The organism is Paenibacillus sp. JMULE4 (genome assembly GCF_013337105.1).
GTDB classification, from domain to species: domain Bacteria; phylum Bacillota; class Bacilli; order Paenibacillales; family NBRC-103111; genus Paenibacillus_G; species Paenibacillus_G naphthalenovorans.
In genome coordinates, this window is sequence record NZ_SGWF01000011.1 from 716,453 (window position 1) to 730,201 (window position 13,749).

The 13,749-nt window shown below is 52.7% G+C and carries 14 protein-coding genes and 1 riboswitch; of the genes, 13 read left to right on the forward strand and 1 reads right to left on the reverse strand.

The features are described from left to right. Nucleotides 1-12 precede the first annotated feature (12 nt). The 6 genes from EXW96_RS08710 (at nucleotide 13) to ribE (ending at nucleotide 6,591) form a co-directional block, all read left to right on the forward strand. Nucleotides 13-408 carry a stage V sporulation protein AB gene (locus EXW96_RS08710; protein ID WP_062408908.1) on the forward strand — a complete coding sequence of 132 codons (396 nt, stop codon included), beginning with the start codon at nucleotides 13-15 and terminating at the stop codon, nucleotides 406-408. Between the two features lie 29 nt (nucleotides 409-437). Continuing rightward, nucleotides 438-2,198 carry a spore germination protein gene (locus EXW96_RS08715; RefSeq protein ID WP_254611286.1) on the forward strand — a complete coding sequence of 587 codons (1,761 nt, stop codon included), beginning with the start codon at nucleotides 438-440 and terminating at the stop codon, nucleotides 2,196-2,198. Nucleotides 2,199-2,322: 124 nt separating this feature from the next. Next, complete coding sequence (gene lysA, locus EXW96_RS08720; protein WP_062408907.1) at nucleotides 2,323-3,654, forward strand: diaminopimelate decarboxylase; 1,332 nt, start codon at nucleotides 2,323-2,325, stop codon at nucleotides 3,652-3,654. Between the two features lie 177 nt (nucleotides 3,655-3,831). Beyond that, a complete protein-coding gene (locus EXW96_RS08725) occupies nucleotides 3,832-4,263 on the forward strand; it encodes a peptidylprolyl isomerase (RefSeq protein ID WP_062408906.1) in 432 nt (143 codons plus the stop codon). Nucleotides 4,264-4,329: 66 nt separating this feature from the next. After that, nucleotides 4,330-4,509, forward strand: a riboswitch (FMN riboswitch). 270 nt (nucleotides 4,510-4,779) lie between these two features. Beyond that, entirely contained in the window at nucleotides 4,780-5,922 is a 1,143-nt protein-coding gene (gene ribD / locus EXW96_RS08730; protein ID WP_174350440.1) for a bifunctional diaminohydroxyphosphoribosylaminopyrimidine deaminase/5-amino-6-(5-phosphoribosylamino)uracil reductase RibD, read from the forward strand. A 3-nt stretch (nucleotides 5,923-5,925) separates the two neighbouring features. Next, a complete protein-coding gene (ribE, locus tag EXW96_RS08735) occupies nucleotides 5,926-6,591 on the forward strand; it encodes a riboflavin synthase (RefSeq protein WP_174350350.1) in 666 nt (221 codons plus the stop codon). Between the two features lie 196 nt (nucleotides 6,592-6,787). Here ribE and EXW96_RS08740 read toward each other — a convergent pair whose 3' ends face one another. Beyond that, complete coding sequence (locus EXW96_RS08740) at nucleotides 6,788-8,032, reverse strand: IS110 family RNA-guided transposase (RefSeq protein ID WP_074730232.1); 1,245 nt, start codon at nucleotides 8,030-8,032, stop codon at nucleotides 6,788-6,790. 467 nt (nucleotides 8,033-8,499) lie between these two features. Here EXW96_RS08740 and EXW96_RS08745 point away from each other — a divergent pair, with 467 nt between their 5' ends. From EXW96_RS08745 to EXW96_RS08775, 7 genes are all read left to right on the forward strand, one after another. After that, the gene (locus EXW96_RS08745) at nucleotides 8,500-9,720 is read left to right on the forward strand and encodes a bifunctional 3,4-dihydroxy-2-butanone-4-phosphate synthase/GTP cyclohydrolase II (protein WP_174350351.1); all 1,221 of its coding nucleotides are present in this window, start codon (nucleotides 8,500-8,502) and stop codon (nucleotides 9,718-9,720) included. Nucleotides 9,721-9,749: 29 nt separating this feature from the next. After that, a complete protein-coding gene (gene ribH / locus EXW96_RS08750; protein WP_062408902.1) occupies nucleotides 9,750-10,220 on the forward strand; it encodes a 6,7-dimethyl-8-ribityllumazine synthase in 471 nt (156 codons plus the stop codon). A 37-nt stretch (nucleotides 10,221-10,257) separates the two neighbouring features. After that, entirely contained in the window at nucleotides 10,258-11,043 is a 786-nt protein-coding gene (locus tag EXW96_RS08755) for a segregation and condensation protein A (RefSeq protein WP_062408901.1), read from the forward strand. Next, nucleotides 11,012-11,626: an SMC-Scp complex subunit ScpB gene (gene scpB / locus EXW96_RS08760; RefSeq protein ID WP_054819898.1), complete on the forward strand. Its 615-nt coding sequence runs from the start codon at nucleotides 11,012-11,014 to the stop codon at nucleotides 11,624-11,626. The genes EXW96_RS08755 and scpB overlap by 32 nt, the downstream gene beginning before the upstream one ends. A 128-nt stretch (nucleotides 11,627-11,754) precedes the next feature. Then, nucleotides 11,755-12,447, forward strand: a complete 693-nt coding sequence (locus tag EXW96_RS08765) for a DUF2953 domain-containing protein (RefSeq protein WP_174350352.1) — start codon at nucleotides 11,755-11,757, stop codon at nucleotides 12,445-12,447. Nucleotides 12,448-12,513: 66 nt separating this feature from the next. Next, complete coding sequence (gene ytfJ / locus EXW96_RS08770; protein ID WP_054819900.1) at nucleotides 12,514-12,981, forward strand: GerW family sporulation protein; 468 nt, start codon at nucleotides 12,514-12,516, stop codon at nucleotides 12,979-12,981. A gap of 184 nt (nucleotides 12,982-13,165) precedes the next feature. Beyond that, a complete protein-coding gene (locus EXW96_RS08775; protein ID WP_174350353.1) occupies nucleotides 13,166-13,618 on the forward strand; it encodes a DUF441 domain-containing protein in 453 nt (150 codons plus the stop codon). The last annotated feature ends 131 nt before the right edge of the window (nucleotides 13,619-13,749 follow it).

Sequence of the window (13,749 nt, forward strand, 5' to 3'; positions counted from 1 at the left end):
GTCCTGCTTCAGATGTTTATCGGGATCGGCGGCGGACTGGTGGTTGGCAGCGGTATGGTAGCGTTTCTGGTCGTGCTGGATGTCATCCCCCGATTGGCTCAAATTACCAGATCGTATAAAAACATCCGGTCTTATGAAATAGCCGTTATTTTCGGCTCGCTGTTTTTTACGCTGACCGATTTTTTTGAATGGACGTATTTTCTTTTTCCGATGGCTGCGGCAGGGTTCGGTCTGTTTGCCGGTATCTTTGTCGGAATGCTCGCGGCCGCGCTGACAGAAGTGATTAATGTGCTGCCGATTTTGGCCAAGCGGATCCGTATGGAGCCATTTATGATTTGGCTGCTGATGGCGATGATTTTCGGTAAAGTCATCGGGTCGCTAATCGATTGGCTGGGTGTGCTGAAGTGATTCTTATTCGTATCAAGGAGGATAAAGGGATGAAGCCGTACAAAAGAGCGAAGCTTTTGAGGGTCCGAACGGGTTCGGACCCTCAGAAGGAAGATAGGCAAAACGGAAAATCGGAGGAGAAGCTGGCTATAGACAGCGAGGGAAACATTATTGACAACTCCGAAACCGAATCGGAGATGCCGCAGCCTCACATCGAATCAGAAGCTTCATCCGGCGGCAGTCCTAAGGGAGAATCCGGCTCTTTTCATCAAGAATGGACATTGACTGAAGAAGAACGCGAGCTGATGAAGGATACATCCATTTCAAAGGATTTCGGGCGTTTAAAAAGGCAGCTGGAAGAGCAGGTGGGGTTGAATAAAAGCTTCGATGTGGTGTTCCGGGAAATGGTGTTTGGAGGTCAAAATACCGGCATATTTTATTACAACGGATTTGCCAAGGATACGGTGCTGACCGATATTCTGGTGCGTCTATCCTATGCGGATCAAAGGCATCAGGACGACGGGCACACAGCAGGCCAAGGCGATCGGGGCAAGGAACAGTCGGATGTGATCGCGCTTTTCGAGCAAGCGCTGATTCCCCATATTCAAGTGACGAAGACAAAGAAGCTGAAAGAAGCCATTGATCATGCGGCGATAGGCGGAACGGCTTTTTTCTTCGAAGGCTACGAGGAAGCGGTGCTGGTGGATGCCAAAAGCTTCCCTGTCCGCTCCACGGAGGAACCGGATCTGGAGCGGGTAGTGCGCGGGTCGCGGGACGGTTTTGTGGAAACGCTGCTGACGAACGTAACCCTGGTGCGCCGCAGAATTCGCGACCCCCGTTTGAAGCTGGAAATCACCCAAGCCGGTAAACGGACGCAGACCGATATCTGCATTGGGTATATTCAGGATATTTGCGACAAAAATTTGGTGGAAGCGGTTCGCGACAAAATTCAACAGGTCGATGTGGACGGGATGCCGTTAGCAGAGAAGCAGCTGGAAGAGGCCATCATTGGCAAAGGGTGGAATCCTTATCCTATGGTACGGTTCTCCGAGCGTCCGGATGTCGTCTCGGCGCATTTGCTGGAGGGACATTTGATTGTGTTCGTCGATACGTCGCCTTCCGTCATGATCCTGCCGACGACATTTTTTCATCATGTCCAGCATGCGGAAGAGTACCGGCAAACCCCGCTGACCGGAACCTACCTGCGCTGGGTCCGTTTTTTCGGCATTGCCGCTTCGCTTTTCCTGCTGCCGCTCTGGATGCTGATGGTGATCGCGCCGGAACTCAAGCCAGCGGGACTGGATTTCATCGGACCGCAGAAGGAGGGGAAAATTCCGCTGCTTGGCCAGTTCCTGATTGCCGAGTTCGGACTGGATTTAATGCGGATGGCAGCGATTCATACGCCTACTCCGCTGGCGACGGCGATGGGCTTGGTCGCGGCGATTTTGATCGGAGACGTGGCGGTGAAAAGCGGATTATTCGTCAATGAGGTGATTTTGTATCTTGCCGTGGCGGCTGTCGGTACCTTTGCCACACCGAGCTATGAGCTCAGCCTCGCGAACCGGTTGGCCCGGTTGGGTCTGCTGTTGGCGACGGCCGTCTTCAAGGTGCCCGGTCTTGTGATTGGCTCTACCTTGCTTGTCCTTATGCTGGCGCTCCAAAGATCTTATAACACGCCGTACTTATGGCCGTTTATACCGTTTAACGCCAAAGCGATGGCCGACATTATCATCAGACGTCCGTTTATGTCGATGAAAACCCGGTTAAGCATCACCAAGCCGACCGACAGGACGAGGCAGCCGCAGCGCTGACAGACCTGCCTTTAACAAACCTTACGGCTTTGCGCTTAAGGAAAGGTTTTGCTTATTGTCAGTCCGAGTCCATCTGTGTTACTTTAGAAGAAATGTCTAGTTAGGGAAGAGGGAATAACACACGATGTATTTACACGGCACAAGTAAAATCAATGACAATGGGCACCTTGAAATCGGTGGCTGCGATACAGTAGAATTGGCAAAGAAATTCGGCACCCCGCTTTATGTCATGGATGAAGCGCTGATTCGCCGGCGGTGCCGCGAATTTGTAGAGGCTTTTCGCCATTCGGGCCTCCGCTTCCAGGTAGCTTACGCCAGTAAAGCGTTCAGCGTCATGGCGATGTGCCGCATCGTGGAGGAAGAAGGCATGTCGCTGGACGTCGTGTCCGACGGCGAGCTGTACACTGCGCTGCAGGCAGGATTTCCGGCGGAGCGGATTCATTTCCACGGCAACAATAAGACGCCATACGAATTGGAGATGGCCGTCGATGCGAAGATCGGCTGCTTTGTCGTCGACAACTTCGTGGAGCTGCATATGCTTAATGCGATTGCAGCCGAGAAGAAACAAAAGGTGAACATCCTGCTTCGCATTACTCCGGGAGTCGATGCGCATACGCATGAATATATCTCAACGGGTCAAACGGATTCCAAATTCGGATTCGATTTGGAGAACGGCTCCGCTATGCAAGCGGTCAAAGAAGCATCGGATCTGTCTCATTTGATTCTGCTCGGCGTGCATTCCCATATCGGTTCGCAAATTTTCGAGGTGGGCGGATTCCGTTTGGCGGTGGACAAAGTGACGGACTTTGCCTTGAAGGTGCGTCAGGAGCTTGATGTGACGTTTAGCGTCATCAATCTGGGCGGCGGTTTTGGCATTCGCTATGTCGAGGGGGATACGCCCTTGCCTGTGGCGGAATATGTCAAAGCGATCACGGATGCGGTCCGCGGCAATTTCGGGAACCACGCATATCCGCTTCCGGAAATTTGGATCGAGCCGGGGCGCAGCATTGTAGGCGATGCGGGAACGACTTTGTATACCGTCGGCACGTATAAGGACATTCCGGGCGTCCGCAAATATGTAGCGGTGGACGGCGGCATGACGGATAATCCGCGTCCTGCTTTGTACGAAGCGCAGTATGAAGCCATGCTTGCCAACCGCGCGCATGACCCGAATGAAGAAGTCGTCTCCATTGCAGGCAAATGCTGCGAAAGCGGAGATATGCTGATCTGGGATGTGAATCTGCCGAAGGTGCGGACAGGTGATTTGCTTGCCGTAGCCTGCACCGGCGCATACAATTACGCGATGGCCAGCAATTATAACCGCATTCGCCGTCCGGCGGTCGTTTTTGTGAAAGACGGGCAAGCCGACGTGGTCGTTAAACGCGAGACGTTTGAGTATCTTGTGGGGAATGACGTCGTGCCTGAGCGGATGAAGCAGGTAACGAAAACAACATAATGGAAGAGACGCTCAGCTGACGGCTGGGCGTTTTGTTGTCATATTGAAACGGCACACGGATCTACCATTTGTGCGGAGCTGATTTTCATAGTAAAATAGTTGAGGACAACCTGGGATATTTGCTGAAGCATCATTTCCGGTTACATATATGACGAAAATAAGGAGATGTATATACCTATGGCAAAGCAAGCAACCATCAAAATGGCTGACGGAAACGAAATCGTACTGGAACTGTTCGACAAGGATGCTCCGAATACCGTAGCTAATTTCGAAAAGCTGGCAAACTCCGGTTTCTATAACGGCCTTGTATTCCACCGCGTCATTCCTGGATTTGTAGCTCAAGGAGGATGCCCTCATGGAACGGGAACCGGCGGCCCCGGATACACGATCAACTGCGAAATCAACCCGAACAAGCACGAGCGCGGTACGCTGGCTATGGCGCATGCAGGCCGCAACACCGGCGGAAGCCAATTCTATATTTGCTACCAGCCGCAGCCTCATCTGGACGGCCAGCACACGGTGTTTGGCAAAGTCGTAAAAGGCATGGAGCACGTCGATGCCTTCAAAGGCCGCGACAAAATGGAGTCCGTTCAGGTCACTGAAGTATAAATTATTGGAATCGGTATAGACAAAGTTTACTCCAAGCGTTATACTGGGTTTTAAAAATAACATAGCTGGAACCTTCGGGGCAGGGTGAAATTCCCAACCGGCGGTGATGACAAGCGGCGATAGCTGCTTGACTCAGTCCGTGACCCGTGCGGCGGCCATGCGCCTTGTATTAGGCAGGCATCCGTTGCCGGTGGACTCGGTGAAATTCCGAGACCGACAGTATAGTCTGGATGGGAGAAGGGGAAGGCCAAGCAAGAGCAAATCTTGTCATTTGCATATGTGCGTAATTTCACAAGGAAGCTGCCGCGTCCGCCGGCTTGTCGATGTCTGACAAGCTGAAATGGTTTACCGGAGGTAAACGGCGGTATCGGCGTCCTGTTCCTGTGCAATTCCACGGCATTCCCATACGTTAACAATCCCATGCCCCTTTTGTATTGCGAAAGGCGGCTTTTTTGCGTTGGCCGCAAAGTTTCGGCCAGCTGCATCATCAAGAGAATGGGGGGGCGGATCATGACGATGCCTGCGGGCGGTATTAACGATGAATTTTATATGCGGCTTGCCCTGCAGCTGGCCGCTTCCGCCTCGGGACAAACGGGCATTAATCCCGTCGTCGGCTGCGTGCTTGTCAAGGAAGGCCGAGTGGTCGGTATGGGCGCGCATTTGAAACGCGGTGAGGCGCATGCCGAAATTCATGCGCTGCAGATGGCCGGAAGGCAAGCGCAGGGCAGCACGGTTTATGTCACGCTCGAGCCCTGCAGTCATCACGGCAAGACGCCGCCGTGCAGTGACCGGCTCATCCGTGAAGGCGTAAAACGGGTCGTGATCGCGGCGACGGACCCGAACCCGCTGGTGGCGGGGAGCGGCATCGAGAAGCTTCGCGCGAGCGGCATTGAGGTGACGACGGGCGTGCTGGAGCGGGAGGCTGTGAAGCTGAATGAAGCGTTCAACAAGTTCATCGTCACCCGCCGGCCGTTCGTCACCGTCAAGAGCGCCAGCACGCTGGACGGCAAAATCGCCGCCAGAACAGGCGACAGCAAGTGGATTACGGGCGACGGTTCCCGCTCATACGTTCACACGCTGCGCCATCGTCATCAGGCGATTATGGTCGGCATCGGCACGGTACTGGCCGATGATCCGGCCTTGACGACCCGGCTCCCGGTGCCGGGTCTGAATCCCATCCGCGTCGTCGTCGACTCGACGCTGCGCATCCCGCGCGACGCACGGCTCGTGCGGGACGGCGAGGCGCCCACGGTCGTGCTGACGACCGAACGGGCGCCCCAAGCGCGCCGCCGCGAGCTCGAAACGCTCGGCGTCGAGGTCATCGACTGCGGCCCGGGGCCGGCAGTCGATCTACGCGCCGCCATGGAGCGGCTGGGCGAGCGCGAGATCGGCTCGCTGCTTGTCGAAGGCGGCGGCAAGCTGAGCGGCGCGCTGCTGGAAGCACGCCTTGTGGACAAATTGGTGCTCTTCTACGCACCAAAGATCATCGGCGGGGGAGCGGCAGCCCCGGGCAATTTCGATTTTCCCGGATTCGGGAGGATGCGGGAAGCTATAGCATTGGAGCGTCTGGAGGTTGAACGCTTCGATAACGACATCTGCATCTCCGGGTATCCCCGGTATGAAGCAGAGAGTAATACCGAAAATGAAAGCGGGGGGTAACGGATGTTTACAGGCATCATAGAAGAAATCGGTACGCTGCGTCACATGGCCAAGCAAGGGCAGGCCATGGTACTGACAATCGGGGCCAAACGGATTCTCGACGACGTTAAGCTCGGAGACAGCATTTCGGTGAACGGGGTATGTCTTACCGTCGTTTCGTTCGACGAGTCTGCCTTTACCGTGGATGTGATGCCCGAAACGTACCGTCGGACCAACCTGTCCCGGCTGTCAACCGGCGCTCCGGTCAACCTCGAACGCGCGATGCCGGCCAACGGACGCTTTGGCGGGCATATCGTCCAAGGACATGTAGATACAACCGGAGTCATTACAGGAAGAACCCCGGAAGAGAACGCGGTCGTTTTTCGTGTAGAGCCGCGTGACACGGGTATTCTAAAATATATTATTCCTCACGGCTCCATCACGATCGACGGCATCAGCCTCACGGTTGTCGAAGCGGCGGAGAACTCGTTTACCGTATCGATCATACCGCACACGCTTAGCGAGACGGTCCTTCAGTACAAGAAACAAGGGGACGAGGTCAATCTGGAAGGCGATGTGCTGGGCAAGTACATGGAGAGGCTCATGACTTACCGCGGCGGAAGCGGCTCGGCGGTTTCACCGAAGGCAAAGCTGACCGAAGCTTTTCTTGCGGAGAATGGCTTCATCTAAGGCAAAGATCATCGGGGATAGAAAAAAAGTCCAGCGGTAATATGTCAAGTCCCTGATTCGTGGAAATTGGAAATTATTTTGGCCCAAAACGCGATGACTCAGGGAAAAAGGCAACACCAAACTAAACCCAGTCGAAAATCGAGTTAATTACCAGATTTTAACTGGGAATCCGTGAAGGACTTTGGCAAAGGAGGCGTTAATCCTTCGCAGTTGTCACCTTCCTTCCAGGCGTGTAGAGTTGGCCGTTGCGTAGCAGCACATCGACCAGACGCACAAGTTTTCTTGCCGTTAAGACGAGGGCGCGTTTGTGTTGATGCTTAGGCACTTCAACGTACTTCTTCCGGTAATACTCGCCGAATTCCGGTTCGCGGTTTTTCACCGAGTTGGCAGCTTCAACAAGGTAATAACGAAGGAATCGGTTGCCGGAACGAATGCGTTTGGTATCTTCGGCCTCAAAGCCCCCGGACTGATGTTTACGCCATGTCAGGCCTGCATATTTAGCTACGGCGGCCTGATCGCTAAAGCGTTCGATGTCGCCGATCTCCGCCAGAATGCCGGCGGCGTACACCCGGTCGATGCCCGGAATGGAGCGCAGGCACTGAGCGCCGGGGATGCCAGCCAGAATGCGTTCGATCGCCTTGTCCAGCTCTTTCAGTTGGCTCTGAATACTCCGGATGGCCTGTATGGAAGTGCCGAGAACCAGATCAATGGAATCCTCTACGACCTTTGAAAGGCGGTAGGACGCTCGTGCAGCCTTCTGGATGCAGCGGGCGACATGCTCCGGGTCAGGGAAACGGTTCTTTCCCTTCTCCTTGAGATAGTCGGCCAAGTCGGCGACTTCCATGTCGGCAATCTCATCGAGGCTGAACTTTTCCGAGAGCATCTCCATGATGGCGTGGCCGAAAACGGAGCTGTCGACTTCGGAACGAAACGCATTGCATTTGTAGAACAGATTCTGCAGGAAGTACTGCTTCTCGCGTGTCAGGTTGTGAACCAGATGGTACCGCATGCGCGTCAGGCGCTGAAGCGCGATGTACTGCTCCTGCATGACGATGGTCGTCGTGAGACGGCCGAAGCGCAGGCGTTCGGCGATGATCCAGGCATCGATCCGATCGGTCTTGTCCATATCCGCGTAGGCTTCCCGGAACTTGTTGATAAGCTTCGGGTTGATCGTGAACACCTTGGTTTTCCGCTCTTGAAGCGAGGCATCCTCATGCAGGTACATAGCCGGATGCCAGCTATAGACCGAGGTTGCTTCAAGGCCGATATGGATTTCGGAAGCCGGCAGCTTGTCCGCAGCAGCCACGATGCGGTCGCGCAGATGCGAGGCACCGTGTAGATTGTTTTCTACCTTGAGCGTTTCAAGCGTATCGCCTTCCGGATTCATGAAACACGCTTCCAGTTCTTCTGAACTGACGTCAATACCGACAAATAATTTCAAGGGTGATCCCTCCCTTCTGGATTCGGGATTTAGGGAATTGGACTCTTCGGGATGCCCCCAGCGCGCTCGCCGATCAGTCACCCTCGCATATGAGAACTTCCTTCGGTCCATGAGCTGCCTCGAAGCTGCTATCTTCGAGCATGGGTTGCCGAAGGGGACAGCCAGCGGGTAAGAAGTTCAAACGAGTGCTGGGGAAACAGACTTTAGATGTAGTCGAACTACAGGAGTGAGACGAATTTCCCCAAATGACCCTAAGCTCATTGTCTGGGAACATCACGAAAAGTCCAAGACCCTAATTGTATTTTTTAAAGTTGTCAAAGAGCGGTTTTCTCTCTGGACCCCGACTTCCGCTCCTTGCCCTTCGGGCTGCGGTGCGGGTCGGCTACGTCCACCATAGTTTCACTGCAGATTAACTGGAAATTCTTCAAAAAGAAGATTCTAAACATACTATACGAGGAGTGAGAGCAATGGAAGAGCCAATCCGTTTTCATTCGATCGAAGAAGCGATTTACGATCTGATACTCGGCAAAGTCATTATCGTTGTGGATGACGAAGACCGCGAGAATGAAGGAGACTTCGTCGCTTTGGCCGAAAAGGCGACGCCCGAGGTCATCAACTTCATGATCAAAGAAGGCCGCGGTCTGGTATGCGTACCGATTACCGGGGAACGGGCCAGGGAGCTTGACCTGCCGCCGATGGTTTCGCGGAATACGGACTACCATGGCACCGCGTTTACGGTGTCCGTAGACCACATCGAAACGACGACAGGGATTTCGGCTTCGGAGCGTTCGCGGACAGTCATGGCGCTGATCGACAAGCGTACCAAGCCGCAAAGCTTCCGCCGGCCGGGGCATATTTTCCCGCTGATCGCCAAGAAAGGCGGAGTGCTGCGCCGTGCCGGCCATACCGAAGCGGCGGTAGATCTGGCCAACTTATGCGGAGCCTACCCGGCCGGGGTCATTTGTGAGGTGATCAAGGAAGACGGAGAGATGGCGAGGGTGCCTGATCTGATGGAAATCAGCCGGAAGCACGGCATCAAAATCATCACGATTCAAGATTTGATCAAATACCGTAATCATAAGGAAAAGCTTGTTCAGCGTGAAGTCGAAGTCAGGATGCCAACCGATTTTGGCGTCTTCCAAGCGATCGCTTATACGAATGTCGTGGATCAAAAGGAGCATGTGGCCTTGGTCAAGGGCAAGATTGACAGCGACCGCCCTACCTTGGTGCGTGTTCATTCCGAATGCCTGACCGGCGATGTATTCCATTCCCACCGCTGCGATTGCGGACCGCAGCTTGCCGCAGCCTTGAAGCAAATCGACGAAGCGGGCGCCGGGGTGCTCCTCTATATGCGTCAGGAGGGCCGGGGCATCGGGCTGATCAACAAGCTGAAGGCTTACAAGCTGCAGGAGCAGGGATTCGATACGGTAGACGCGAACCTGAAGCTGGGCTTTGCGCCCGATTTGCGGGATTACGGCATCGGGGCGCAAATTTTGAAGGATCTTGGCGTGAGACAAATCCGGCTGCTGACGAACAACCCCCGCAAAATTCGCGGGCTGGAAGGCTACGGTCTCGAAGTCATCGAACGGATACCTATCCAAATGGAAGAAAACGAAGACAACACGGTTTATTTGCACACGAAACAGGCCAAGCTTGGCCATCTGCTCGATTTTGGCGTGAAAAAATAATTTTGAACATGAAGGGATGTTAGAGCGTTATGGCGAAAATATACGAAGGACATTTGGTATCACAGGGATTAAAGTACGGTATTGTGGTTGGACGTTTCAATGAATTTATTACCAACAAGCTGCTGGGCGGCGCTTTGGACGCATTGAAGCGCCATGGCGTACAAGAAGATGAAATCGAAATCGCCTGGGTTCCGGGAGCTTTTGAAATTCCTTTGATCGCACAAAAAATGGCTGAAAGCGGCCGGTACGACGCCGTGATCACGTTAGGTGCCGTCATCCGCGGTTCAACTCCTCATTTTGATTATGTGTGCAACGAGGCGGCTAAAGGCGTCGCAGCGATCGCGCTCAAAACCGGCGTACCTACCATCTTCGGCGTTCTGACGACCGACTCGATTGAGCAGGCCGTGGAGCGTGCGGGAACCAAAGCCGGCAACAAAGGCTGGGAAGCGGCCGCAAGCGCGATAGAAATGGCCAACTTGGCCAAGCAATTCTCAAAATAAACGTTGAAGGCATGACTTAAGGGGGAACGAACGGAAAGTGAAAGTCACGGTAAAACTTGAAACCTTTGAGGGCCCCCTTGATTTGCTGCTCCATTTGATTGATAAGGCGGAAGTCGACATTTACGACATTCCGATCAAAGACATTACGGATCAATACATGGAATATTTGGACGCCATGCAGGAGCTTGAGCTTGAAGTGACGAGCGAGTTTCTCGTCATGGCGGCCACCTTGTTGTCGATTAAAAGCAAGATGCTGCTGCCGAAGCCGCCTGTTGTGGACCTGGAATTTGACGACTATATGATGGATGAGGATTACGATCCAAGGGCGGAACTTGTTGCGAAGCTGATTGAATACCGCAAATATAAAGCGATAGCCGATCATTTACGGGATAAAGAAGTGGAACGCAGTCTGATTTTTACGCGGGAGCCCGAGGACTTAACTCCATACGTCTCTACAGTCATTGAAAATCCGGTGAAGGGACTTCATGTTGCCGATCTGGTTCATGCGTTTCGCAAAGCGCTGCGCCGCATGCACAGCCGGCAAGCCATCGCCAAAATCCGTAAAGACGAAATTTCCGTCAAGGACCGGATGCTTGAGGTGCTCGAAGCGCTGGAGAGCCAGGGAGGCAAAGTGCTTTTCTCCAGACTTTTGCAAGAGGATACGACAAGGGAAGCGGTAGTGGTGACGTTTTTGGCAATGCTGGAGCTGATGAAGATCAAACGGATTATTTGCTTTCAGCACCGGCTTTTTGACGACATTGTGATACAGGCAAGAGAGGATGGAACGGCGAATGGACTTTGGACAGATGAAATCAGTTATTGAAGGCTTGCTGTTTGTGGCGGGAGATGAAGGGCTTGATGCCAAACAGTTGTCTGAGGTGCTGGAGCAGGACGCCAATTTTATCCGCGAGATGATATTGGATTTGCAGTCGGACATGAAGAGGCAGGGCAGAGGCCTTCAGATCGTCGAGCTTGCCGGGACCTACCAGCTGGCGACGCTGCCCGAACACGCACCTTATTTTGAACGTCTGGCTTATTCGCCATCCCGATCATCTTTATCGCAAGCCGCACTGGAAACGCTCGCCATAGTTGCCTACAGACAGCCGATTACCCGTATTGATATTGAGGAAATTCGCGGGGTGAAATCGGACCGTGCGCTGCAAACGCTGGTTGCCAAGGATCTGATCCAGGAAGTAGACCGCGCTGACGCACCCGGACGGCCGATATTATATGGAACCACCAAATCGTTTCTGGATTATTTTGGATTGGCCTCGCTTGCCGATTTGCCGGAAACAACGATGTTCGAGAACGAGGATAATCTGGAAGAAGAAACGCGGCTTCTGTTTGAGAAGCTGGACGGAAAGCAAATGACGATCGACGAGATTGATCCGGCGGATCAAATCTGACATGTATGTTTCGCCTAAGCAGGGCTATACTAACTCCTGAGGAAAAAGAAGCGGCAAGCTTCTTGTCATTCAGGGGTTTTCTTATGTTTTCGGGACGATGGCTTACCTGCAGGAAGGGGTTGCTTGATATGTTTTGGGCTTGGGCCGCCGGGATGATCGGCGCGCTGATCGTTCTCTTGGCACTAAGCCAGTTTCGGATCCGGATAACGTTTACCCATCAAGATAAAAATGATGAAATTTTATTGAATCTCCGCGCTCTCTTCGGCCTTGTGCAGGTGAATTACTATGTTCCGACGATTCGCTTCAAAAACTGGGCGGAGGGATTTGAACTGCACACGGCTCAAGTGAATGTGACGGCCGACAGGCTTATGAAGGACCAGAAGAAGCAGATTAATCTGGAGAAAATGAAGGAAGCCTATGAAAAAGTACAGGTCCTGCTTCAGCATTGCTTTCATTTTCAAGAATGGTTATCCGGAACGATGCGCCGAATCCATTGTACGCAGTTCAATTGGAGGACCTCTGTCGGCATCGGGGATGCCCCCGAGACGGCATTACTGGTGGGGAGCATCTGGGGGATCAAATCCATGATCCTCAGATTTCTGTTCCGTTTTATCCAATTGGATACCCAGCCCCAACTTCAGGTTATGCCGGCTTTCAACCAAAAGCTGTTTGTGATCGAAGGAGCGTGCATCCTGCAAATTCGACTGGTATATCTGGTTAGTGCCGGCTTACGGCTTCTGTTGCGCATCCTTAAAGTCAAAGGTGGCCTTAGGGTATGGCGGAACGTTCTGCTTCCTGCCGGAAGCTCGGGATCTACATAATCATACCTCTTAAAGGACACGATATAAGTGTTTAGGTCAAGTCATCTTTCAAGGAGGTATATTTTCATGAGCGAACATCCGATTCAAGGTTTAATGAAAACATCAATGGAAAATATTAAGGCTATGGTCGATGTGAATACGATTGTCGGCGACCCTGTGGAGACCCCTGACGGCAGCGTAATTATGCCTATATCCCGAGTGGCATTTGGCTTTGCTGCGGGCGGCAGTGATTACAATGTTGAAGATGGCAGCAGTGTTAGCCGCAACGATGCGCATAACGCATCCGTCGCATTGCCCTTCGGCGGCGGCAGCGGCGGCGGGGTATCCATTACGCCAATCGCTTTCTTGGTCGTAGGCAAGAACGGCGTGAAAATTTTGCCGCTGGATAACCAGACGCATTTGGTGGAACGGCTGATCGACTCGGCTCCGCACGTGGTCGACCGGCTTCAATCGATGATCAAGGCGAATTCCAAAAAGGATGCAGGAGAAACATCTACGGTAACCTCTGTCGAGAATGAGAATTACATCGTGTAATATTCTTCAGATGAATATTACTTCATCCCTTTCTTGGAACACGATGGCTTTAATCCATAAGAAGCTGCTCCTGCGACCGGGGCAGCTTTACTGTTTCTTGATTCGGTTGCTCTTTGCCGAGGATTTCTTTATATTTACTTAGGAGTCATTTTCATGCGATTTATAGAAGAAGGGAGATGCCAAAATGCATCAACTCGATATGCCTTCGTTAATTCTGCTGCTTTTTGCAGCACTCGGCATTCTATCCAGCAATACCTCCATTACCGTCGCCATGGTTGTCCTGCTTCTCTTGAGAGCGCTCAACCTTCATCAGGCATTTCCGTTTCTGGAAAAGCACGGGCTTACTTTGGGGATTATTATCTTGACGATCGGCATCATGACGCCGGTCGCCAGCGGGAAACTGACGCTTCAAGCGCTAGCGCAGACTTTTTTGCATTGGAAGTCGCTGCTTGCCGTTGCCGTCGGGATCCTCGTCGCTTATCTGGGCGGCCGTGGGGCTTCCCTGATGCTGAATCAGCCTGCGATCACAACAGGATTATTAACTGGTACCATTCTGGGTGTAGCGCTATTCAAGGGGGTTCCTGTGGGCCCGCTGATTGCCGCCGGCATTTTATCCCTTATGATCGGGAGAATGTAATCCGGCCGCAGTTCGTGCATACATATTCCATGGCTATTGAAAGGTTTAAGTATTCCTACTAAAATAATAGGAGTTAGAAGGATATTATGATATAATCTTGATTGTGAATATCGTTCTAAGGTATACTTTTC

Coding starts and splice junctions, on each gene's coding strand:
- EXW96_RS08710 (WP_062408908.1), top strand. CDS start 13: ATGTTTATCGGGATCGGCGGCGGACTGGTGGTTGGCAGCGGTATGGTA.
- EXW96_RS08715 (WP_254611286.1), top strand. CDS start 438: ATGAAGCCGTACAAAAGAGCGAAGCTTTTGAGGGTCCGAACGGGTTCG.
- lysA (WP_062408907.1), top strand. CDS start 2,323: ATGTATTTACACGGCACAAGTAAAATCAATGACAATGGGCACCTTGAA.
- EXW96_RS08725 (WP_062408906.1), top strand. CDS start 3,832: ATGGCAAAGCAAGCAACCATCAAAATGGCTGACGGAAACGAAATCGTA.
- ribD (WP_174350440.1), top strand. CDS start 4,780: ATGCCTGCGGGCGGTATTAACGATGAATTTTATATGCGGCTTGCCCTG.
- ribE (WP_174350350.1), top strand. CDS start 5,926: ATGTTTACAGGCATCATAGAAGAAATCGGTACGCTGCGTCACATGGCC.
- EXW96_RS08745 (WP_174350351.1), top strand. CDS start 8,500: ATGGAAGAGCCAATCCGTTTTCATTCGATCGAAGAAGCGATTTACGAT.
- ribH (WP_062408902.1), top strand. CDS start 9,750: ATGGCGAAAATATACGAAGGACATTTGGTATCACAGGGATTAAAGTAC.
- scpB (WP_054819898.1), top strand. CDS start 11,012: ATGGACTTTGGACAGATGAAATCAGTTATTGAAGGCTTGCTGTTTGTG.
- EXW96_RS08765 (WP_174350352.1), top strand. CDS start 11,755: ATGTTTTGGGCTTGGGCCGCCGGGATGATCGGCGCGCTGATCGTTCTC.
- ytfJ (WP_054819900.1), top strand. CDS start 12,514: ATGAGCGAACATCCGATTCAAGGTTTAATGAAAACATCAATGGAAAAT.
- EXW96_RS08775 (WP_174350353.1), top strand. CDS start 13,166: ATGCATCAACTCGATATGCCTTCGTTAATTCTGCTGCTTTTTGCAGCA.